The organism is Pandoraea norimbergensis (assembly GCF_001465545.3).
GTDB lineage: Bacteria > Pseudomonadota > Gammaproteobacteria > Burkholderiales > Burkholderiaceae > Pandoraea > Pandoraea norimbergensis.
The window spans coordinates 153,812-176,905 of sequence record NZ_CP013480.3; the positions used below are offsets into that span (position 1 = coordinate 153,812).

Consider the following 23,094-nt stretch of genomic DNA (forward strand, 5'->3'; position numbering starts at 1 on the left):
CCTGAGGAGGTGGCATGACCTTCGAACTGTTCTATTGGCCGGGCCTGCAAGGGCGCGGTGAGTTTGTCCGGCTGGCCTTCGAAGCGACCGGCACGCCGTTCGTGGAAATCGTGCAAGGTGACGGGCCGGGACAGGGCATGGACGGCATGCTTCACACGATGGACGACCCCGCCTGCATCGATCCGCCCTTCGCGCCGCCGTTCCTGCGCGCGGACGGCGAATTGATCGGCCAGACAGCCAATATCCTCGCGTTTCTGGGGCCGGTACTCGGTCTCGTCGGCGAATCGCCACGCGCCCGCCGCTTCGTCAATCAGTTGCAACTCACGCTCGCCGATCTCGTCGCCGAAGTGCACGACGGCCACCATCCGATCTCCAGCAGGCGCTATTACAGCAACCAACGGGCCGAGGCGCGCAAGCGCACCGCCGAGTTGATCGACTATCGCCTGCCCAAGTTCTTCGATTATTTCGAGCGCGTGCTGGCCAATAATCCACACGCTGGTGGATGGCTCTCAGAGGGCGCGACGTCATACGCCGATCTGTCGTTGTTTCAACTGATTGCCGGGTTGAATTACGCATTCCCGCGCGCAATGGCGGGTTTTGCGAAGGCGTATCCGCGTTGTCAGGGCGTGCACGACGGCGTTGCACGGCAACCCCGTATCGCGGCGTATCTGAAGTCGCCGCGACGCATCCCGTTCAATACGACGGGCATCTTCCGGCATTACAAGGAACTGGACCGCGCGTCGCCGTTCTGACGCGCACTGCCTACTCGGGCAGCGTGGTGTCGCCCGCGTTGAGCGGGCGTTGCATGAGCACGGTATCGACCCAGCGGCCAAACTTGAAGCCGACGGATTTGAGCGTACCTGCGTGCACGAAACCACACGATGCGTGCAGACCCAGTGATGCCGCATTGCCGCTATCGCCCACGTTCGCGATCAGTTGCCGCCACGGCCCGCCCTCGCAGCGCGCGATGAGCGCGAGCAACAGCGTGCGGCCCACGCCCTGTCCGATGGCATCGGGGGCGAGATACACCGAATCTTCCAGCGTGAAACGATAGGCCGAGCGCGGCCGGTAATGCGTGGCATACGCATAGCCGAGGACTTTGCCATCGCGCTCTGCAACCAGATACGGCAACCCAGCATCGATCACCTTGGCGCACCGTGCGTGCATCTCCGCCTGACCCGGTGGCACCTCTTCGAACGAGGCCGAACCGTTCAGCACGTGGTGGGCATAGATGGTCGTGATAGCGGGGAGATCGTCGTCGCGCACGGGGCGAACGACGCAAGCGACGAGCGCCTTCTCAGTGGGAGCAGGCACGGGAGCGGAGGTCATGGCGAGCAACGGCATACGGACGTTCGGCAGCAAAGGCGCTTACGGTGGGCAGGGTGGGTACGGTGGGTGGGGTGGGCAGAGATGACTGGCATCCCCGCCCGAAACATTGCCGCAGTTTGCGCTGCACCGGTCCATAAGAAAAGCTTGTGATGGTTATGACATGCATAAGCATCGCTTTGAGGTGACTACGCGTGACCGGTCGGTGCCGGGGCGCTGTCCACACCGTCGGTACGGTCCGGGTGCGGTACGGGTTCGGCGTTCATGGTATCGAGCCGCTGCCGCACGAAACCGATGTGCTCGCGCAGCACGTAGAACTGGTCGGCATACGCGAGCGGAATCTTCAGCCGGTTCACCGCTGCCTCGATCGCGTCGAGCCGGTGACGCAGGCTCTTGTACTCGGTGTGGGCATCGTCGGCGAGCGCCTCACGCTCCAGCGCAATGAGCGCGCCATACCAGCGATACAGCCGCGATTTCACGCGCCAGCTATACAGCGACGGCACCAGCCGGAACGCCGGGATCAGCACCACAATGATCGGTACGAGCAGCACGACGATACGGTCGGCGAGGCTCGCCACCCAGAACGGCAGATGCCGGTACAGGAAGCCCTTGCCTGACTTGTAGTAGCGCGCGGCGTCGTCGGAGAGCGGAAATTCGTGCACTTGCGACGACGGGAATTCGTCGGCGCGTTGCAGCAGGTTGGCCTTGCCGTGCACTTCGCGGGCGGCTTCGATCAGCAGATCGGAGAGCGCCGGGTGCAGGCTGTCGCGCGCCACGAGTTCGACCGTGGGGCTGATGACATGCACCGGCTGCGCGGGCAAATTCTTGCCGAGATCGAACACGCCGCGCGGCAGCGTCAATTGATTCAGATAGGTGAAGCGGCGTGTGTAGGCGTCGGCTTGTGCAAAGTCCATCAACCGCACGCCGGGGGTGCGTATCAGCTTGCCCATTGTCGGGCCGGTGGCGGTATCGCCCGAGAGCATGGCGGCGTCGACGCGGCCATCGACGAGCGCCTGCGCGGCTTCCTGCCCGTCGTACGAAGTCAGGTCAGTCGGGCCGCCCGGCTCGATGCCGTTCGCTTTGAGCAAGGCGAGCGCCAGCGCGCGGGCACCGCTGCCTTCGCGGCCGATGGCGATGCGTTTGCCGGTGAAGTCGGAGAGTTTGGTGACGCGCGGGCCGCGATAAAACACGGAAATCGGCGCGTAAAACACGCTGCCGAGCGAGACGAGGCCATCGATGTCGAGCTCACCCGACACGCCGCCCTGTACGAGACCCAGATCGACATTCTGCTTGCTGTCCGCCAGACGCTCCACATTCTGGCGCGAGCCTTCGGAGGTCAGTACGTTGAGCGTGATGTCGTTGCGCGCAAGGATCGTCTTGTAGCGCTGCGCGGCGTTCCAGAACGAACTGCCTTCCGGTCCGGCACTGATCGTGATGGTGCGTGGCGGGGCGGGCTGTACGAGCCACACGGCGAGCCAGATGGCCGCGATGGCGACAAGCACGACGGGGCCGAAGGAGACGGCGAGGTCGCGCCAGGAGATCGCGACAAAGCGCGCACGCAGTCGTTTGTGGGCAGGCCCGGAGGGTTGGTTCTCGTCGGTCGTCATCGGCAGGCAGGAATATCCAACACCCGGCCGATGATACGCCATCTGCGGTGAGTGCCCCGTGTCATTGCCCGATCAGCGCTGGGCCAGACTCTGCGCGAGTTGCTTCCAGAGGTGATCGGCTGCGGGGGAAAGCCGACGACCGACCCGCGTCATCATCTGGCTGGAGAAACCGGTCGCGATCGGGTGATCGATGGGGACCGCGACGAGTTCGCCCAGTTCGATGCCGCGCCGCGCGGTAACCGCCGACATGAAGGCGACACCGAGTCCGGCGGCTGCCAGCGTTTGCGCGGTGTTGAACAGGTCGACCCGATACGCCGGAATAACGTTGAGCCGCACGGTTTCGAGCACGGAGTGGACGAAGTGCTGCACGCCGTAGGCCTCTGTCATGAAGATCAGCCGCTCGTTGGCTAACTCCGTGGGCGGCACGCTCGCCATGGTGGCAAACCGGTGCGAGGGCGCGACCACCGCGCATAACGGCTTCGCAGCGAACGGGTGAATCCGCATGGCGGGGTCGTCCGCCGAGCGCACGCACAGGCCGATGTCGACCACGTCGTCGCGCACGAGCGAGAGCACCACAGGCGTGGGGCCGGAGCGTATCTCGACGAGGATGTCCGGATACGTCATCGAGAAGCGTTGCAGGGCGCGCGCGATCAGGTTGCCGATAAAGCCTTCCCCTACACCGATGGCGACCCGTCCGCGCTTCAGATGCCGGTACTCCTCCAGCCGTGCCGAGAGGTCGCGCTGGCGGCGTTGCCCGTCGCGGTAGTAGTCGATCAGCACCTGACCGATCTCGGTCACGCTCACGTTACGTCCGCGCCGCTCGATGAGCGGGAAGCGCAGTTTGCGCTCCAGTGCAGCGATCTGGCGGCTGACGACCGACGGGTTCACGCCGAGCGATTCGGCCGCCATGCGCACGCCGCCCGTGCTCGCAATCTCGGTGAGGTACTTGAGCGGACGCTCACCGATCTCGTCCATCCATGCGTCGTTCGTCATCTCTGCTTCACTGTCCCGTTCGAGCGATTTCGTTCCCAAGGCGGCTGCCGTAGCGCTCACCACCCCAGATGCTGCATAAATGAACGAAATTCACCATAAATCTTTGATTTGTGATGGTTTTCTGGATCGTAGCCGCAACAAATCTCCCGACGTCATGCCGTCAATTGTTGCTTTGAGAGCAACATTTTGGACGGGTTTGCGTCATGGGTGGGAATTTTCGTCGGTGCAATACTCCGCTACTTCGCGGTATTCAAAAATAGAGAGGAGCCCCCGATGAGTGAGATTCGCTTCTGTGAGGTGAGCGATCTGGCCGACGCGCGTGAGCAGTTGGCCGACATTCGCCACCATATCCACCAACACCCCGAACTGTCCTACGAGGAAGTCGACACGTCACGTTACGTGGCGGAGAAGCTTGAGGGTTGGGGATATCAGGTCACGCGCAACGTGGGTGGCCACGGCGTAGTGGCATCGCTCACCGCGGGCACCAGCGGTCGCACCGTGGGCGTGCGCGCCGACATGGACGCGCTGCCGATTCACGAGCAGACCGGCCTCGCCTACGCCAGTGTGCACGACGGCAAGATGCACGCTTGCGGCCACGACGGTCACACGACCGTGCTGCTGGGCGCTGCACAGCAACTCGCCAAGACGCGCAATTTCGACGGCACCGTGAATCTGATTTTCCAACCGGCGGAAGAAGCCGGTTCGAACAGCGGCGCCGAGCAGATGATCGCCGACGGTCTCTTCGAGCGCTTCCCGTGCCAGGCGATTTTCGGTCTGCACAACCACCCGGGCGTGGCCACGGGCACGTTCGGTTTTCGCGCGGGCCCGCTGATGGCCGCCTGCGACACCGTGAAGGTGAAGATTCATGGCCGTGGCGGTCATGCCGCACGTCCGCATCTGGCCGTCGATCCGGTGATGATCGGCAGCAGCCTCGTGATGGCGCTGCAAACGGTGGTGGCTCGCAACATCGATCCGACCGAAGCCGCCGTGGTCACGGTCGGCACGTTCCACGCCGGTTTCGCACCGAACGTGATTCCCGAATCGGCCACGATGGAAATGAGCGTGCGCTCGTTCTCGGCAGCAGTGCGCGCCAAGCTCGAAGAGCGCATTCGTGCGCTGGTCACGACGCATGTCGAAGGCTATGGCGGCACGGCCGAGATCGAGTACATCCGCGGGTATCCGGTGCTCGTGAACAGCGAAGCCGAAACGGAATTCGCGCGCAGCGTGGCCGAAGAACTGGTGGGCAACGAGCACATCATTTCGCCGTTCCCGCCGATCGCCGGCAGCGAAGATTTCGCGTACTACCTGCAAAAGGTGCCGGGCTGCTTCATCCGCCTCGGTAACGGCGTGGGCGAAGGCCGCCCGATGCTGCACAACGCCAAATACGATTTCAACGACGACAATCTGACCATCGGGGCCGCCTTCTGGACGCGTCTGGTCGAACGTTTCCTTGCGAAGGACCGAGCATGAGCACTGCAACGCAATCGTTTCCGGCGAACGACACCAGCGCCTCGCCGATGACCCCGGCGCAACAGCGCAAGGTCGTCTTTGCCGCCGTCATCGGCAATCTGCTGGAGTTCTTCGACTTCACGGTCTACAGCTACTTCGCACTGACCATCGGCAAGCAGTTCTTCCCGTCGGACGATCCGATCACGTCCTCGCTGCTGGCGTTCGCCGTGTTTGCCGTGGGTTTCGTGATGCGCCCGCTCGGCGGCATCGTGCTCGGCCGTTACGCCGACCGCGCCGGCCGCAAGCCCGCGCTCACGCTCACCATCGGCCTGATGGCCATCGGTTCGGCCGCCATCGGTCTGGCACCGACGTACGCGCAAATCGGCATTGCTGCGCCGTTGCTGATCGTCGGCGCGCGCCTGTTGCAGGGTTTCGCACAGGGCGGCGAGTTCGGTGCGGCGACGGCCACGCTGCTGGAAGTGGGCGGTGCGAAGAGCCGTGGTTTCCGTGCGAGCTGGCAGTTGGCAAGTCAGGGCGCTGCTGCGCTGCTGGGCTCGGGCCTTGCCGCGAGTCTGGGCTTCCTGCTCTCCGACGACACGATGCACAACTGGGGCTGGCGTATTCCGTTCTTGCTCGGCACGTTGATCGCCCCGGTCGGTATCTACCTGCGCCGCCATATTCAGGAAGAGCCGCCCAAGGCGAAGGTCGTCGCCGGGCGCAACGATCCGAAGCGCGCCGTGTACGTGCGTAACTGGTTCCTCACGATCTTCTCGATCATGGGCATGTCGGTGTCGACGTACGTGATGATGTATTACATGCCGACGTACTGCATTCAGTACCTCGGACTGCCGCCGAAGATGTCGATGCTCGCGGGCGTTGCCGCCAGCACGATCTCGCTGGTGATGTGCCCGATCTACGGCGCATGGTCGGACAAGATGGGCCGCCGCAAGCCGCTCACGATCACCGGCCGCGTGTTGCTGATCGTGCTGCTCTACCCGGCGTTCTGGGTCATGACGCACTTCCCGTCGCTGCCGGTGGTGCTCGCGGCGCTGGTCGTGCTGATGTTCTGCTACACGATGGGTTCGGCACCGGCGTATGCGCTGATGCCGGAGAACTTCCCGAAGCATCTGCGTGCAGGTTACATGTCGAGCGCTTACGCCATTGCCGTGTCGCTGTTCGGCGGCACTGCACAGCTGGTGGCGGGCTGGTTGATTCGTGTCACGGGCAACAAGATGGCCCCGGCGTGGTACATGATCGCCTGCGTGCTGATCTCGCTTATCGCTGTGTCGATGTTTGAAGAAACCGGCAACAAGGTGCTCGACGAGTAATCGTTCGACGCTTGAGGTATCTGAGGTATCGCTTCACTGAGGCGGCGACGGGAGACTGTCGCCGCCTTTTGTTTTTTGCGGGAGACGGCGCGAATCCTGTCATGACACTGCGGTGCCGGGCATTGGGATTGCACACCGTGTGGGCAGCCGGGCACAGACCCACGGCAGTCTTCGATAGTGGGCGCGTGAGCGGTGGGGGACGATCCCGCCACGGTGTGCCGAGGGGTTCGGCGCACCACTACAGGAGCGCTCGCTATGCCGGTTATCCCTTCCGTCTCACTCTCGCCGTCGGTCTTCTCCCCGCCGGCGGCCCCACCTGCCACGGTGGAGTCACTTGCCTTCGCGGCTGCGCAGGTCACTTCGGTGCCGTTGCCGCCTGTGGGCAGCGCAAGCCCGCGCGACCGATCCCCGACGTTGGACGCACGGCTGGCGCAGTTGCTGTCCGCCGATCTGCGGTCGGCGGGCGTGCACGTCGCGGCGCGCACGCGCCGCAGCATCTACGATCATCCGGTGGTCAACAAGACCCTCACCAATCTGTTTTACGAGATGAGCGCTGCGAATGCGCGCGGCGTCGGACCGCTGTCGAATCGGGAATTGCTTAGCAGGCTGATCGAGCAGGCGCCGGAGGATGGGATATCGCAGGCGTCCATCCCGCGACTGATGGCCTATCGTTTGCCGTCGCTGTTGCTCACCGAGGATGGTTTCGAGCCGGGCACGATGAATGCGCTGTACTACAACCTTGGCAAACTGCGGTCATTCGCCTTCAGGCAGGCACCGCCGCCGCCGTACGTTGCCGAGGGGCGGGCATTGCTCGACGGTCTGATCGCAATGGACCACGAGGAGCACCTCGTCGCCGAACTCTCCCGTCGGAGCAATGTGGCGGTCATGGTCCATGCCAAAGCCAACAACGTATCCGGTCTGGAAAACTGGGCGGCTTCGGACGGCTATCCGCCGCATCTCATTGCTGCCCGCGCCGTGGTGTTGGATCACGTCAATCACGAACGCGGAGAGCCGACCGTCGTCGAGGCCGAGATCGAGGCTCGCCGCGTCGTCGCCGGAAACGATACCTTGGACAGTGCCGTGTAACGCTGCAACATCGCCCGGCAACTGTGGACCTGCGTGACGACACCGCTCGACGGCAGGCGTCGTTGATCCCGATCGCAGCGACGCCCATTTTTGCTACGGTGCGTCGAACGTGACGTCCCGATCCAGCGGATACACCGGACGATTCACGCGCGAGAACGGGAACAGCGCGTAGTTCGAACTCGTCACGCCGTTGCTGTCGCATTCCACCAGCCCCGCCGAGATCGGCACGAACACCGGGCGGCAGTACATGCGGGACTTGAGCAGCAAAAAGCGCTCGCTGCGCGGATCGAGCCCCACGCACGTGAAGACACCGTGGTCCCACGGCTCGTGCGTGCGCTCGGTGACCACGATGCGCGCTGTGCCGATATCGAACAACACCGTGCGGCCCATGTAGCAACGCTGCCCGGTGTATGTCGGCCCGGTGACGATATATTCGCCATCGCTGATCTTGCGCACGATGCCGGTGAGTACCGGTGGTGTCTTGGTGATGCCCAACTGCGGCATGGCGCGCTTGTTGCCGAGGGCAAGCGTGAGCTCCGCGCCCTCGCCTGCGGCAATGAGCGTGGCGACCGCTTCCGGATCACAGAGCGGCCCCACGCCAATGCCGGAGAGGCCACCCGCGAGCGCTGCCTCCAGCACATCCATCGTGTCGCAGGTGCCGCCGGACATGCAGTTATCGCTGTGATCGAGCAGCAGCACCGGCTTGTCGGCACCCTGCGCGAGTCGTTTCGCTTCGGCAATCGATTCGGCCAGTGGCGCACTGTGATAGACAAAACCGTCACGCTCGTCCCATGCCTGCCGCGCGATGCGATCAGCCACCGCCTGTGCGCGTGCGACACCATCATTGCCCTCGTCGGCAGTGACCACCACGCTGATGCATGGCGCCGGAATGTCGGCCAGCGAGAAGCCCGAGAAGACCGACACCGCCGGAATGCCCTCCTCGGCCTCCGCACGGCGTGCCGCATCCAGTGCGCGCTTCATTGCACCACCGTGGCTCGTGCTGCGCAGCGAGTGCACCATCAACGGCGGCTGTTGCCACACCACGCGAGGGCGGCGTTTTCCAGCCAGCAAGTCGAACAGCAGCCGTCCGGCATGCTCGCCGGTTTCGTACATGTCGACGTGCGGATAGGTTTTGAAACCCACGACGATGTCGGCGTTGGTCACGATCTTCGACGTGACGTTGGCGTGCAGATCCAGTGCGACGGCAATCGGGGTGTCTGGTGCGGCAGCACGAACGCGTTCGAGCAGATCGCCCTCGCCGTCGTCACTGTTCTCGGCCACCATCGCGCCGTGCAGATCGAGCAGAATGGCGTCGACACCCGTCGCCGCTGCGACGATGCGACGGCACAGTTCGTCATATGCCGCCGCTGCGACCGGGCCACTCGGATTCGCACCGGCAGACACCGGCGTCACCATCTCGGCGCCCGCCGCTTGCGCCAGATCGATGAAGGCCGCCATCGCGGTGCGCATGCCCTTGTTGTCGCGATAGGCCTCACCGTCATACGTCGGTCCGTGATTGCCGAACGCTTCAATCGGTGTCGGCACGGGCGAGAACGTATTGGTCTCGTGATTCATGCGGGCAATCATCACTTTCATGCGACACCTCCCGCGCGTTGCAGCATCGCCTGAAGCAGCACGTTGCAACCGGCTTCCAGATGCGCCGGATCGGCGTCTTCGATTTCGTTGTGGCTGATGCCGTCCTTGCAGGGCACGAAGATCATCGCCGTGGGCGCCACACGCGCGAGATAAACGGCGTCGTGCCCGGCACCGCTGATCGCATCCATCGACGACAGTCCGAGCGCCTGCGCGCCGCTGCGGATGGCCTCGACGAGTTCCGGTGCAAAGGGTTGCGGCGGAAAGTACACCACTTGCTCGACTGTCACATCGATCCCGTTGGTGGCGAGTGCGGTGCATTCGGCGCGCAACTTGGCATCGAGCACATCGAGTGTGGCGTCGTCGGCGGCACGTAAGTCGACGGATAACTTCACGCGCCCGGGAATGACGTTGCGCGAGTTCGGATAGTTGTCGACCCAGCCCACGGTGCCGCGCGAATGCGGGGCATGTTCACACGCGATGCGATTGACGGCCTGAATCAGTTGCGCCGCACTCAACAAAGCGTCGCGACGTAGTTCCATGGGTGTGGGGCCTGCGTGGGCTTCCATGCCGGTGATGACCACGTCGTACCAACGCTGTCCCAGTGCGCCCTGCACGACGCCGATGGTCTTGTGGTTGGCCTCCAGCACAGGACCCTGTTCGATGTGCGCTTCGAAGTACGCGCCGACGGTGCCCGGTTTTCCGATGGGGGATTCCGATCCGGCATAACCGATCGCGGCGAGCGCGTCGGCCACGCTGATGCCGTCGTGGTCCTTCTGTACCAGCGCGTGATCGAGCGTGAAGGCGCCTGCGTAGACGCCGGAGCCCATCATCACCGGCACGAAACGCGAGCCTTCCTCGTTGGTCCAGACGGCGACTTCGAGCGGCGCGTCGGTGTCGATGCCGCGATCGTTGAGCGTGCGCAGCACCTCAAGCCCGGCGAGCACGCCATAGTTGCCGTCGAACTTGCCGCCAGTGGGTTGCGTGTCGATATGGCTGCCGGTCATGACGGGGGGCAAGTTGTTGTTGCGCCCGGCGCGCCGCGCAAAGATATTGCCGATGGCATCGACACGCACGGTGCAGCCGATCTCCGTCGCCCACTTCACGAAGAGATCGCGGCCCTGCCGGTCGAGATCGGTCAGCGCCAGACGGCACACGCCGCCCTTGGCGGTGGCACCGATCTGCGCGAGTTGCATGAGGCTGTCCCACAGGCGCGCGCCGTCGATGCGCACTGCGGCAGCGGTTGGGTCGAGACGTTCCATGTTTCACCAGTCCTTAGGGGCGTCCGCCCCGCCGAGGGGCGGGCGGACGCATTGGCACAATGGCGCGCGCGCTGAGCGGCGTAGCGAGCGCGCCGGGTTCGTTGGTACGGCGTCGGGCGCTCAGGCCACGCCCACGCCGAGGTAGCGGTCTTTGACCACGTCGTCGGCGAGAAAGGCGGCGTTGTCGGCGCCGTAGACGATCACGCCCTGCTCGACGATGTAATGCCGGTCGGCGAGCTGCGTGCAGACTTCCAGATTCTGTTCGACCAGCAGGATCGCGACGCCCGCCTGTTTGATGAGTTTCAACTGCGCCACGATCTCTTCGACGATCACCGGTGCCAGTCCTTCCACCGGCTCATCGAGCATGAGCAGGCGCGGGTGATTCATCAGCGCGCGGCCAATGGCAAGCATCTGTTGTTCGCCGCCGGAGAGCTGCGCACCGCCGTTTTTGCGACGCTCCTGCAAGCGCGGAAAGATGCGGTAGATATCGGCGAGCTGCCACGGGGAATCGCGTCGCGCACCGAGCTTGAGATTCTCTTCAACCGTGAGCAGCTTGAAGATGCCGCGATGCTCCGGCACGAAGCACACGCCACGCGCCGCAATGCGGTGAGCGGGCTGACCCGCGACCGGTTTGCCGAGGAACGAAATGCTGCCCGCTTTCGGTGTAACGACACCCGCGATGGTCTTGAGCGTGGTCGACTTGCCTGCGCCGTTGCGCCCGAGCAGGGTGACGAGTTCGCCGTCACCGACCGTCAGCGAGACCCCTTGCAAGATGTGGCTCTTGCCGTAATAGCTGTGAACGCCTGCGACGTCGAGAATCATGCGCGGCCTCCGGTGATCATGTTGCCGAGATACGCCGCGCGCACGCGCTCGTCGGCGCGAATGGCATCGGGTTTGCCTTCGACCAGCACACGGCCTTGCTGCATCACGGTGATCGTGTCGGAGATGTCCATCACGATGTTCATGTTGTGCTCGATGAGCACGACGGTGTGATCGTCACGCAGGCCGCGAATGAGTTGCTTCATGTCGTCGAGATCGTCGATACCCATGCCCGAGGTTGGCTCGTCGAGAAAGATTGCCTTGGGACGTGCAGCGAGTGCCATGCCGACTTCGAGCCGGCGCTGCTGTCCGTGCGAGAGTGCACCTGCGGCGGTGTTGGCGTGACGCGTGAGGGCGAGCCGGGTGAGTACGTCGTCGACGACGGATGCGCAGGCGCGGGCACCTTCCGCTTTGCTCCAGCACGACAGCGCACGACGCGGTGTAACGCCAAGCGCCGCGAGCCGGAGGTTCTCTCGCACCGACAGGTTCTGGAACAGCGCCGTGACCTGAAACGAACGCGCGATGCCGCGCTGTACGCGCCGGTAGTCGGCTTCGGTCGTCACGTCGTGGCCATCGAACAGGATGCGCCCTCCCGAGACGGGAACGGTACCCGTGAGCATGTGAAACAGCGTGGTCTTGCCCGCGCCGTTCGGGCCGATCACGGAGTGCACCGTGCGCGGCGCGACGCGCAGATCGACGCCATGCAGGGCCGTGAACTTGCCGTAGCGTTTGACGATGCCGGCGGCTTCGATGAGAGCGTCGCTCATGTCGGGTCTCCCTGCGTGTCCAGTTTGCTGCGCTCATCCGCATCGGGCCGCTTTCCACCCAGCCGGTACCACAACGACTCGGCCACGCCCCAGAGCCCCTTGTGCATGAACAGGCTCACGGCGATGAGCAGCAGGCCGAGTAACAGCAGCCAGCGCGGCCACAACGTCGAGAGCCAGTCGGATGCCAGCACGTAGAACGCTGCGCCAAGCACCGACGCGAACAGGTTGCCGGTGCCGCCAATGACCGTCATCACGAGAATCATCTCGCTCGTGTGGTACTCGATGTTCGACAGCGGTGCGATGCCCGTCATCAATGCATGCAGTGCGCCGGCCAGCGCGGTGACCGCGCCCGAAATCGCGAAGGCCACGAGCTTGAACGTCTTCACGTGGTAGCCGATGGCCGCCGCTCGCGTTTCGTTGTCGCGAATGGCGAGCAATGTGCGCCCGAACACCGAATCGGCCACGCGCAGCAGCACCGCGAACACGATCAGGAAGATCACCGCCACGAAGGTGTAGTACTGCCACGGCGTGGTGAGCGGGATCAACGTCTGGCCGCCGACAGCGAGCGATTTGCGCGGGATGTCCAGCAGACCGTTGTCGCCGCCAGTCCAATCAGTGGCGGTGTAGGCGACGAAGTAGAACATCTGCGCGCAGGCGAGGGTGAGCATCACGAAGTACGTGCCCTTTTGCCGGATCGCAAAGCTGCCGACGACGGCGGCGATCAACGCACCGAGCACGATGGCGATGACGATGGCCAGCGGCATGGGCAGCGCCGTGCGCGTGAGCAGAATGCCGAGCGTGTAACTGCCGAGGCCGAAGAAGATGCCTTGACCGAACGACAGCAACCCGGTGTAGCCGAGCAGCAGGTTGCAGCCCAGCACTGCGAGGGCGTAGACGAGGACTTCGGTGGCGAGCGTGCCCGACGAGAGCGTCGCGGGCAGGATCAGCGTGACGGCGGCAGCCAGCAGCCAAAAACGATAGCGTACGAACATCATCCTCTCCCGAGCAGGCCGTGCGGGCGCATGAGCAGCACGGCCGCCATCGCCACATAGATCATCAGGCGTGCGCCTTCCGGCCAGATCGTGCTCATCAGACTTTGCACGATGCCGATCACCAGCCCCCCGACCAGCGCACCGGCGAAGCTGCCCATGCCGCCGATCACCACCACGACGAACGCGATGCCCAGCGCCTCGATGCCCATGAACGGTTCGACGCCGCGCACGGGGGCGGCGAGCACACCGGCGAGTGCAGCGGTGCCCGCCCCGAGGGCGAATGCGAGACTGAACACGCGAAACACGTTGATGCCGAGCAGCGACACCATCTCCGACGACTCGCTGCCCGCGCGTACCGCGCTGCCGAGCCGGGTGCCTTCGAGCAGCCACCAGAGAAGGGCGGCGAAGACCGCAGTGAAGCCAATCAGGAAGAGGCGGTACTTCGGATAGATGAAGGTGCCCCACATCACGACGCCGTCCAGTGCCTGCGGCACCGGCACGTTGTCGCCGAGCGGGCCCCACACGATGATGACCAGCTCCTGCACGACGAGGGCCAAGCCGACGGTCACGAGAATGTGGAACTCATGCGGCTTGTCATAGATGTGCGAGAGCAAGACCTTCTCGGCAATCCATGCGACGACGGCCACGACGATCGGGCACACGATGAGCGCGAGCCAGAACGACAGGCCCCATTGCATTGCCTGAAAGCAGAAATATGCGCCGAGAAGATAGAAGGCGCCGTGCGCGAAGTTCACGAAGCGCAACAGGCCGAAGATGATCGATAACCCGACGGCGAGCAGGAAGTACAGCATGCCGATGCCGACGCCGTTGATGACTTGCAGCAAATAAACGTTCATGCGCGTCCCGAAGAGCTTGAGTGGACGTGGGCCGCCGCGCGGGCGTATGCGTAGTGTTATGCGCCGCGCGGACGACAGATGCGGGGACGATGATGACGCGTCCCCGCGAACGACGACAGCCGAGTGCATTGGGTGTGCCAATAACGCACGGCTGCGCCAATCAGGCCATCTTGCACTCGGTCTTGTCGAGCGGCAGGAACGATTTACCGGCGCTCACGATGTCGGCATAGTCGTCGGGGTTCTTCATCTTCGACTTGGCCTTGCCTTTGAGCAGGTAATAGTTCTTGAGCACCTGATGGTCGCCCTTGCGGATTTCTTCCGGACCCGTGAGGCCGTCGTACTTCATGCCTTCCATCGCGGCGATGACCGCCTTCGGATCGGCGCTGCCTGCCTTGACCATTGCATCGAGCATGAGCTTGGTGCAGATATACGAGCCGGCGAGGCTGTAGTTCGGGTTCTGCTTGAAGCGGTCTTGCGTGCGCTTGACGAGGTCGAGATTGAGCGGCGAGGCCACGGCGTGCCAGTACTGCGCGCCGAAGTACACGCCGTCGCACAGATCGGCACCGAGCGTCTCGAACTGCTCCAGACCCGAGGCCCACGCCATCAGGATCGTGCAGTTGTTTTTCATACCGAAGCTCACGGCCTGACGCAGCGTGTCGGACGACTGCGAGCCGAAGTTCAGAATCAGCAGCACGTCGGGTTTGGCCGCGACGGCGTTGGTGAGATAGCCCGAGAATTCCTTCTCGGTGAGCGAGTGGTAGCTGTTGCCCACGTGCTCGATGCCCTTCTCTTTGAAGATGTTTTTCGCGGCGGTGAGCAGGCCGTCGCCGAACACGTATTGCGGCGTGATGGTGTACCAGCGTTTCGCTTTCGGGTGCGCGTCGATCAGCGGACGCACCGTTTGCTCGATGGCGCCGAACGTGGGCACCGACCAGCGGAAGGTCGCGCTGTTGCAATCCTTGCCGGTAATTTCGTCGGCGCCAGCCGTGGTGATGAAGATGCCGCCGGCTTTCTCGGCTTCCTTGCCCATCGCCAGCGCCTCGGACGACAGAATGCCGCCCGCGAAGAAGCGCGCGCCCTTTTGCTGGGCAATTTCCTGCACGCGGCGAATGGCCGTGGCGGGCTTACCTTCGGTATCGAGCGTGGTGTAGGCGAGCGGACGGCCAAGCACTTTGCCGTACTGCTCGACGATGAGCTTCATGCCGAGATCGGCAAACTTGCCGTTGGCGGCGAAGGGGCCCGACATCGGCACCGGGCATGCCAGTTGAATGGCGCCGGAGGCCTGTGCGAACGCGTCGCGGGCGGTGAGTAGGGAGCCAGGCAAAGACGCAGCGGCGGCGAGCTTCAACAGTTCACGACGATTCAAGATGGTCTCCAATGAAGGGGAGCAATCGTTCATGGGGTGCAAACGTGCAGCGCGTCACGCTCGGGTCAGGCAGCAACCTGGTAACGACGATATGCGACGTCCGGGGCCTAGGGTCTGTTCCCCCTAATTCCTATCCGTCATATTTATCATGATAAATAGGATGAATTTGATCGTAGGTATAATGCTTTTCGGTGTCAATCGGGAAAAAATACGAGATCGAAGTCACCGGAGTCACCGAACTTAACGGCGTGCCGGTCTGACCGGTGAACACGAGCCTAATGAGGCGCCACATGGCATTGGATCCGCAAACGATGCGAGAACCGTTGGAAATCAAACAGCAGAAACGCGGCGATCTCGTCGCCGAGGCCATCAAGCGTCTCATCACCGAAGGCAACCTGTTGCCCGGCGATCGGTTGCCGCGCGAGATCGAGTTGCAGCAGATGTTCGCGGTGTCGAAGAGCACCATCCGTGAAGCGCTCAAGTCGCTTGAGGTGCAGGGGCTCATCAAGGTGAGCACGGGGCCGTCGGGCGGCGGCATGGTGGTGGAGGTGCCGCTGGAGCGCACCTTCCAGTTGATGCAGAACTATCTGTTCTTCAAGGAAGTGAGCATCGACGACATCTACACCGTGCGTCAGTTGCTTGAACCGGCGTTGGCGGCCGGTGCGGTGCCGCATCTCACCGAGGAAGATTTCGCGGCGCTTGAAAACAACATGTCGTGTTGCAGCCCCGCGTCGCACGACCGGAGTGAACTGCTGCGCCAGCGTCAGGCCGACGTCGACTTTCACGATATTCTCGCGGCCGCCAATCCGAACAGTTTTCTGCGCTTCACGTGCGAACTCGTCAACGAGATGATTCGCCAGCTGATTGTGTTCGGCAACGAAACGCCGCGCAAGGAACACGAGAAGTTCGGCACGGCCAACGTCAACATCCACCGTCAGATCACGGACGCCGCGCGGGCGGGCGACGTGGAGCGCGTGCGTACGCTCATGCAGTTTCATATGCAGGAGGCGCGCACCTACATCAAGCGCATGAACGGCAAGTTGCGCGGGCGGTTAATTCTCGATTCGGATATTGCCGACATGCAGCAACGGGTTCGCTCGCAGAGTGCGGCAGCGGCAGCGGCGTCGGCACCGGTAAAGACGCCGCGCGCGCCTCGCAAGACGGCGGCGAAGGTGGCGACGAAGGCCGACCTGAAGACGGCCCCGAAGACGGACGCGAAGGCGACGGCGAAGACCGCCGCGAAGACTGTCGAGAAGGCGACCGGGAAGGCCGCAACGAAGAAAGGCCCGGCCAAGCCCGTGGCGGCCACCCGGGCGGCGGCGCGCAAGAAGGGTTGATTCGCGCTGCGTCAGCGCGTGCCGGCGCCGGACTCTGCCAGATGAACGGTGAGCCGTGTGAGGGCGCGCACCTGCCGTAATGCCACGCGCAAATCACACGTGGAAATCAGGCCGATGCCGCCTTCGTCTTCCCCGAGCGGCCGGCCGTCGCGTTCATACACCACGAGTGCACCTACGCCAACCGGCGTGTTGTACAACTCGTGCCACGAAAACATGACCGTATAGCCGTCGGCACCCTCTGCCAGCACATAGGCACGGGTGAAGTCGCGCGCTTGCGGTAAGCGCAGGCGCGCCACGTCGAGCAGCGCCGTGAGCCGCACACCCTTGTATTCGCTCGCGCTGCGCACTTTTCGTCCGGACAGACACACGACATCGAGCGCACCCGTGAGTTGGGTCGGCAGCCGCATCAGCGAGGCGAGGTCGAACGAGTGCCGTCGATTCACACAGCCAGAGACCACGACTTCGTGCGAGACGAGCGACGTGATGGGCGATGGCGGACTCACCAGCGTGAGCGACGCACCGTGGGTGGCCAGACGAGACGTATCAGAGGCGGCAGCCGGCGTGTTGGACGCCGACGCACGCAAGGGTTCGATGGGCATGTCGGATTCGGTGTACGGGCTTGGGGGCACCGGTGGCATCAATATAGCCGCCGCCCCCGGCACGGACATACGAGGTGCCTGATAGCCGCTATTCGGCGCGCAGCAAGGGCTCGCGAAGGCGCGTCATAGGCACCGGCGTGCCGGTGCGATGCCGTCAGACGGCACCGGCTGCCGGACCCACTTGCGTATCGACGTACCGATTAGCTACCGCAGCGGGCCGTGTGTCGATCGGGCAGCTTCGCCGTCACATCGGCGAGCATGGCACGGGCTTCCTGCACGTCGGCCAGACTTTCTCCGCCTTGCAGGCCATCGAGGGCTTCGCGCAGCAGCACGGCACACTCGGCATCTCCCGGTGAATTGCCACCCCCCACACGCAGCAGACTGACGGCCGCACGCAACGTGAGCATCGGCGAGGCCTGTGCGCGCGCGATCTGCAACGCATGTTCGAGCCACGGCCGTACGGCGTCTTCCGGATGATGTCCCGCGCGCAGGAAGTCACCCTTCTGCCGCAGGAATTCCGCCTGCCAGTGCCCGTCGTTGCGACGTGCCGACACGTGCGCACCGCGTTCTGCCGCATGCAGGCCCAGCGCAATGTCGCCGGTCCCCGCGCAGGCTTCCACGAGCAGACCGAAGAAGATGCCTTCCACGCCGCCCATGATTTCGCTTAGACGCCCGACGCTATCGGTGATGCGCTCCAGCCCGGCCGCGTCGCCGCGCGAGGCGAGTGCCCAGCCGCGAATCGTCTGACCCGCCAGCGCCCAAAGCGCCACACCGGTTTCTTCCGACACTTCGGTGGCTTCGCTGGCCAGCGCTTCGGCCGACGCGACTTCACGCCGCAGGCGGCGCAGCAAGGCGGCGAACACCAGCGCAAACGAGAACGAGTAGCGGCGGCCTTGCTGACGGCCCATCGCGAGCGCTTCTTCGCTGGCGGCGAGCGAGGCGTCGTGCCGGCCCGTGAACCAGTAGGCCCACGACAGGAACGACAGCCCGGTGATCTTGGCGTCTTCGCCGAGGCCCGTGTCTGCCGTCTCCGGACGGTAATGCGCGATACCGGTTTCGAGCGCCGTCACTGCGCCGCCGAAGTCGCCCTGACAGCACAGGCTGTTGCCGAGTGCGTAGTAAGCGTGCGCGAGCAGCGGCGCGTCACCAGCCTGTTCGGCGATCAGGATGAGCTTACGCGCCAGATCGACGCTGCGGTCAAAGTCGCTCCACGAACTGGAGCCGAGCCACAGTCCCCAGTAGACGGGGAACAACGCGACGTCGTCGCCCATCGGCTGGGCAAGCGCGAGCGCCGTCTCGAAGTTGTGCCGCGCGGGTTCCGAACCGTAGCCGTGCAGCGAGACGAGCGGCACGCCAAGCGCCATGCGCAGTTGCAATTCGTGCGGCGCGGTTTGGGTGCCGGGGCCCGTCTGACGCAACACGTCGAGTGCGCTCTGGTAGTGGGCGCAAGCCTCACGAAACGCCTGACGTCCGGTGGCATAACCTCCCGCCAGCCGGTAATGCTCGATGGCGGCGTCGGGTTCGTCGGCCTGACGGAAGTGCCACGCGAGCACTTCAGGTTCGGTCTGGACGATGGCCGGGTCGTGCTCACGCATGGCGAGCGCAATCCGGCGATGGGCGTCCTGACGGCGTTCCTGCGGTTGGGCGTCGTAGGCGGCTTTGTGCAGCAACGCATGACGGAACACATAGCGCCCGCTTTCCTGTCGCTGCACGAGTGCGCAGGCGACGAGCGTGTCGAGCGCGCGTTCGACGAGGGGCATCGTGCGCCCGCTCGCAGACGCGAGCAGACGCGAGCAGATCGGCGTGGAATTCCTGACCGAAACATGACGCGAAATGCGCCACCGGCTTGGCACTGCCAGCCGCATCGATGCGCGCCATCATCAACTCTTGCAGGCTCGCTGGCATGGGCATGCCGCCGGCGTTACGCCCGCCTTGCTGGGCGGCGGTCGCGCGGGCGAGTTCTTGCAGGAACAGCGGCACGCCTTCGGCCAGATGCACGATGCGCTCACGCAACGCGGCGGGCAGGGCGACGCGGGGGGTTGCCGCCCGCACGATGGACGCCGCCGCGCCCGCGTCGAGCGGCGCAAGATCGATCCGCCGCAATGCGACGGTGTGCCGCCACGGCACTTCGAATTCGGGACGCGCGCAGACCATCAGCAGACGGCCGGCGGGCGGATTCTCGGCCATCAGCGCGAGCAGTTCCTGCGTCGATGGGTCGGCCCAGTGCGCGTCGTCGAGCAGCAGCACGCCGCCATCCGGCAGCAGCGCGGCGAGCAGTCGTGGCGCTTCGTCGAGAACTGCCTGCTTCCACGCGTGCGGTGCGGCGATGTCGGCGGGCGTCTCGAACAGGTGGCGCAAACGCCGGTAAGCGAGCAGCGCCGGTTGCGGCAATTGCGAGGCTTCGGCGACCGATTGCGCACGCAGCCAGCGCACGATGGGATGGAACGGCGTACCGGCACCGTCTTGCGCGCAGGCAAGATCTATCACGCGCAAGCCGCCGGTTTCGACGAAATGGCGAGTGAGCGCCGACTTGCCGATACCGGCTTCGCCGATCACAAGGGCGACGACACCATGGCCGGTGCTCGCGTCGCGCCCGCTGGCGTGGGCTGCACCGAGTTCGGCGAGCGCCGAGTCGCGTCCGAAGAGCATGGCGGCACGACGGCGCGAACGGCGCTCGGGCGTCGGGTCAGGATTGACGCGAAATACGGGGATGTCGCGATTGGCATGGCGCTCGCGCACGCTGCCGTGCGGGGTGCTGGCCAGCGCTACGCCGATCAGACGCTGTGTCGCGTCGCACATCAGCACTTCGCCGGGCTGCGCCATGTCGGCTAGTTGCACGGCAGAGCGCGAGACGCGTCCGCCCGTGTCGGGGCTGTCGTCTGCCGCCGAGCTGATGACGAGGCCGGTGTGAACGCCCACACCGATGCTCACGCGCGCGGTGGTGGCTTGCGCACAGCGCATGGCGGCTTCTACGGCATGGCGGCCGGCGCCTTCGAGTGCCGTCGGGTAGCCGAAGTAGCCAAGCAGTCCGCCCGTGGGCGTGCGCACCGTGTAGCCCCATGACTGACGCAGGATCGTTTCGCACTTCACCAGCGGCGGGCGCATCACGCCCACCAGCTGGTCGGGGTCGTCGATGCCGTTGGGGGCGAGTTCGACGGCGACGACCGTCACCTGCCGCCGTTCGGGGCCGGTGGCGCGCTGTTCCATGCGCGCAGGCGGCGTTTCGAGCAACTGGGTGAGGGCCTCGCCCGGCAGCTCGCCGAGTTCGTCACGCAGGATGTCGCACAGGCGGCGATATTCGTTTTCCGCTTCATCGCGGCGTCCCGCACGCAACAGCAGCGCGAGCAGGCACTGCCAGCCGGATTCGTCGAAGGGCGCGAGCGAGACGAGCTGACGCGCATGGGCAAGGGCCTGGTCGAGGTCGCCCAGGCGGGCGTAACCGTCGGCCAGCAGGCGTTCGCCGAAGACCCGGCGGCGCTGGTATTCGTCGCGCTGCAACTCGATCCATTGCTCGAGGTCGGGGGTGTCGCGCACGGACAGGCCATGCAGGAACGGACCTTGGTAGAGCGCGACGGCATCGGCGAGTTGTTGCAGATGGGCGGCGAGATCGAGGCCGGTCACGCCGTCGAGCGTGCGGCTGGCCTGCGTGATCATGCTCGCGAAAACGTGCGCGTCGATCCACAGGCCGGTCTCGGGGCGCAGGCGCACGACTTGTCGGTCCGACTCGAAGAGTTCGTCGCCGAGCGTGTCGCGCAGATGGAAGAGCATGCGCTTGAGCTTGTCGCGCCCGCCCTGGCCGTCTTCATCGGGCCAGAACAGGTCGGCCAGCGCGCCGCGGGTGTGGAAGCCCGGTTGCAGGGCGAGATAGGCGAGCATGCCGCGTGCCTTCGTGTACTTCACGGCGCACGACTGTTTGCCTTGTTCGACCCGCATCGGTCCGAGCAGGTAGAGCGATCTGGTGGCTTGCATTGTCCCTGGACGGCGAATAGGCAACGTCGGCGCTCGCCCGGGGGCGAGTACCGACGTCGCGAATTTCATGATGTCGTCGTGCCTGGCCTTCGCACAGTCACGTCACGTGGCGTTCCCGGGTACCCCGGGGCCGGCGTGAGCGGGCTGGGCGAATGGCGAGTCTGGCACAACGCCAAGGGCCGTTCCGGGGGGGCTCCGGCCGTCTTTGTTCTCGTATTGCAGGCCCAAGTATAAACAGGTGTATGAATCTCGTCGGCAATACCCGAAAAATCCGTCAGTTATTGTCTGAACCGATGCGTCGCGCGCGGGGTTTTTGCAACAGTTGGCGGCCCCCGGTGCGCCTGGCGCAACGGGGGCGCCCGGTGAGGGCTTCGGCGCGCTGACGACGTCGGGCGGGTCGCCGTTTCGAGACGCGTCAGTATCAGGCGGGCGCTTGCCAGATGGTGGCGTCGGCCGCGTCGATACGCTTGGGCAGGAGTCCGGCTTGCGTGAAGACGTCGGCAATGCGTTGTTGCTCGGCAATCGCATCGCGCACGACTGGCTGCACGTCGTAGCTGCGCCGGCGGTTCGCGGCTTCGACAATGGCGGGATCCAGCCCCCACACCGGCGCCAGTTGCGCGGCGGCTTCGCGAGGGTTGGTGCGTACCCACTGACCGGTTTCGCGCAGGGTCTGATAGACCGCACGCAGCACGGCGTCGTGATCGCGGGCAAATGCGGGGGTGGCGAGGTAGTAGCGCTGGTAGCCGGCCAGTCCGCGTGCGGTGCTCAGTACGCGCACCTTGTCCTGTTGCTCGACGCTGGCGAAGAACGGGTCCCATGTGACCCACGCGTCGACATTGCCGCTCGCGAAGGCGGCGCGCGCGTCGGCCGGTGTGAGATAGGCGGGCTGCACGTCAGTGAATCGGAGTCCGACACTTTGGAGCGCGGCGATCAACAGATAGTGCACGCCTGCGCCTTTCGTCACCGCCACCCGCTTGCCCTTGAGATCGGCCAGTGAGCGGATCGGCGAGTTCTGCGGCACCAGAATGGCTTCGGCGTCGGGCGAGGGCGTCTCACGTGCGACGTAGGCAATACGTGCCCCGGCGGCCTGCGCAAAGACAGGCACTGTGTCGGCCACGTCGGCCGAAAAGTCGATGCTGCCGACGTTGAGCGCTTCAAGCAACGGCAGGCCGCTGGTGAATTCGTGCCACGTAAGCGTGACGTTGTGCGGCGCCAGCGCCTTCGCGAGAGTGCCTCGGGTCTTCGCGAGCACGATGAGGGTGGACGACTTCTGATAGCCGATGCGCAGCGTGAGCGGCGCGTCTGCGGCACGGGCGTTGCCGCTTTGCGTCAGCGAACCCAGTGCGCCGGCGACGGCGCCCAGCGTGCCCGTTGCGGAGAGTGCACCACCGGCCAGCAGCGTGCTCCCGGTTCGTTGGAGAAAGTGACGTCGGCGGGCAAGGTCGGGTGAATGGGGCATGGAAAATCGGTCGGAACGAAGCAGTCTGCGGGAAATGCAGCGGGTCCGGACCGTGACACGGGCGGCGCGCTGCGCTTGCCCGACTTGTAACGCGTCACCCCGGCAGCGCGCCAACAAGTTATTCGACTTTGCTTAGCGACGTGAGGCGCATATCGATATTTGCCTGATGGGGCGGCGAGACTTTCTCGCCATCAACGCCCCGTCATTTCGCGCCAACGGCGGCGATATTGACAGGTGAAACCAAACGCCCACTCTCGAACCCTCCCGAAACTGTCAGGTTTGCTT

18 protein-coding genes are annotated in these 23,094 nt (G+C 64.7%); 5 read left to right on the plus strand and 13 right to left on the minus strand.

Annotation, left to right across the window (positions count from 1 at the left end):
* Positions 1–14 precede the first annotated feature (14 nt).
* Entirely contained in the window at positions 15–752 is a 738-nt protein-coding gene (locus AT302_RS00615) for a glutathione S-transferase (protein ID WP_058376744.1), read from the plus strand.
* A gap of 10 nt (positions 753–762) precedes the next feature.
* Here the strand turns inward: AT302_RS00615 and AT302_RS00620 are convergent, their stop codons facing one another.
* From AT302_RS00620 to AT302_RS00630, 3 genes are all read right to left on the minus strand, one after another.
* Positions 763–1,329, minus strand: a complete 567-nt coding sequence (locus AT302_RS00620) for a GNAT family N-acetyltransferase (protein ID WP_058380003.1) — start codon at positions 1,327–1,329, stop codon at positions 763–765.
* Between the two features lie 185 nt (positions 1,330–1,514).
* A complete protein-coding gene (locus AT302_RS00625; RefSeq protein ID WP_237172034.1) occupies positions 1,515–2,933 on the minus strand; it encodes a TAXI family TRAP transporter solute-binding subunit in 1,419 nt (472 codons plus the stop codon).
* A 72-nt stretch (positions 2,934–3,005) separates the two neighbouring features.
* Complete coding sequence (locus tag AT302_RS00630) at positions 3,006–3,926, minus strand: LysR family transcriptional regulator (protein WP_058376745.1); 921 nt, start codon at positions 3,924–3,926, stop codon at positions 3,006–3,008.
* A 273-nt stretch (positions 3,927–4,199) separates the two neighbouring features.
* Here AT302_RS00630 and AT302_RS00635 point away from each other — a divergent pair, with 273 nt between their 5' ends.
* The 3 genes from AT302_RS00635 to AT302_RS00645 all read left to right on the plus strand — a co-directional run bounded on the left by AT302_RS00635 (position 4,200) and on the right by AT302_RS00645 (position 7,789).
* Entirely contained in the window at positions 4,200–5,396 is a 1,197-nt protein-coding gene (locus AT302_RS00635; protein WP_084655954.1) for a M20 aminoacylase family protein, read from the plus strand.
* Complete coding sequence (locus AT302_RS00640) at positions 5,393–6,703, plus strand: MFS transporter (RefSeq protein ID WP_167365765.1); 1,311 nt, start codon at positions 5,393–5,395, stop codon at positions 6,701–6,703. Before AT302_RS00635 ends, AT302_RS00640 begins: the two co-directional genes overlap by 4 nt.
* A gap of 255 nt (positions 6,704–6,958) precedes the next feature.
* Positions 6,959–7,789 carry a hypothetical protein gene (locus AT302_RS00645; RefSeq protein ID WP_058376747.1) on the plus strand — a complete coding sequence of 277 codons (831 nt, stop codon included), beginning with the start codon at positions 6,959–6,961 and terminating at the stop codon, positions 7,787–7,789.
* A 93-nt stretch (positions 7,790–7,882) separates the two neighbouring features.
* Here AT302_RS00645 and AT302_RS00650 read toward each other — a convergent pair whose 3' ends face one another.
* The 7 genes from AT302_RS00650 to AT302_RS00680 form a co-directional block, all read right to left on the minus strand.
* Positions 7,883–9,385 carry a M81 family metallopeptidase gene (locus AT302_RS00650; RefSeq protein ID WP_058376748.1) on the minus strand — a complete coding sequence of 501 codons (1,503 nt, stop codon included), beginning with the start codon at positions 9,383–9,385 and terminating at the stop codon, positions 7,883–7,885.
* Positions 9,382–10,644, minus strand: coding sequence for a Zn-dependent hydrolase (locus AT302_RS00655; protein ID WP_058376749.1), 1,263 nt, complete (start codon positions 10,642–10,644; stop codon positions 9,382–9,384). The genes AT302_RS00650 and AT302_RS00655 overlap by 4 nt, the downstream gene beginning before the upstream one ends.
* Positions 10,645–10,764: 120 nt before the next feature.
* A complete protein-coding gene (locus tag AT302_RS00660; protein ID WP_058376750.1) occupies positions 10,765–11,466 on the minus strand; it encodes an ABC transporter ATP-binding protein in 702 nt (233 codons plus the stop codon).
* Positions 11,463–12,230, minus strand: coding sequence for an ABC transporter ATP-binding protein (locus tag AT302_RS00665; protein ID WP_058376751.1), 768 nt, complete (start codon positions 12,228–12,230; stop codon positions 11,463–11,465). The genes AT302_RS00660 and AT302_RS00665 overlap by 4 nt, the downstream gene beginning before the upstream one ends.
* Positions 12,227–13,222: a branched-chain amino acid ABC transporter permease gene (locus AT302_RS00670; RefSeq protein WP_157125643.1), complete on the minus strand. Its 996-nt coding sequence runs from the start codon at positions 13,220–13,222 to the stop codon at positions 12,227–12,229. Before AT302_RS00670 ends, AT302_RS00665 begins: the two co-directional genes overlap by 4 nt.
* Positions 13,222–14,079, minus strand: a complete 858-nt coding sequence (locus tag AT302_RS00675) for a branched-chain amino acid ABC transporter permease (RefSeq protein WP_058376753.1) — start codon at positions 14,077–14,079, stop codon at positions 13,222–13,224. Before AT302_RS00675 ends, AT302_RS00670 begins: the two co-directional genes overlap by 1 nt.
* Before the next feature lie 160 nt (positions 14,080–14,239).
* On the minus strand, positions 14,240–15,445 hold the full coding sequence (locus AT302_RS00680; protein WP_058376754.1) for an ABC transporter substrate-binding protein: 1,206 nt from the start codon (positions 15,443–15,445) through the stop codon (positions 14,240–14,242).
* A gap of 290 nt (positions 15,446–15,735) precedes the next feature.
* Here AT302_RS00680 and AT302_RS00685 point away from each other — a divergent pair, with 290 nt between their 5' ends.
* Entirely contained in the window at positions 15,736–16,782 is a 1,047-nt protein-coding gene (locus AT302_RS00685; protein ID WP_058376755.1) for a FadR/GntR family transcriptional regulator, read from the plus strand.
* A gap of 11 nt (positions 16,783–16,793) precedes the next feature.
* Here AT302_RS00685 and AT302_RS00690 read toward each other — a convergent pair whose 3' ends face one another.
* The 3 genes from AT302_RS00690 to AT302_RS00705 all read right to left on the minus strand — a co-directional run bounded on the left by AT302_RS00690 (position 16,794) and on the right by AT302_RS00705 (position 22,809).
* The gene (locus tag AT302_RS00690; protein ID WP_058376756.1) at positions 16,794–17,381 is read right to left on the minus strand and encodes a molybdopterin-dependent oxidoreductase; all 588 of its coding nucleotides are present in this window, start codon (positions 17,379–17,381) and stop codon (positions 16,794–16,796) included.
* A gap of 1,587 nt (positions 17,382–18,968) precedes the next feature.
* The gene (locus AT302_RS00700) at positions 18,969–21,350 is read right to left on the minus strand and encodes a BTAD domain-containing putative transcriptional regulator (protein ID WP_058376758.1); all 2,382 of its coding nucleotides are present in this window, start codon (positions 21,348–21,350) and stop codon (positions 18,969–18,971) included.
* A 421-nt stretch (positions 21,351–21,771) separates the two neighbouring features.
* Entirely contained in the window at positions 21,772–22,809 is a 1,038-nt protein-coding gene (locus AT302_RS00705) for an aliphatic sulfonate ABC transporter substrate-binding protein (protein WP_058376759.1), read from the minus strand.
* Positions 22,810–23,094: the final 285 nt, after the last annotated feature.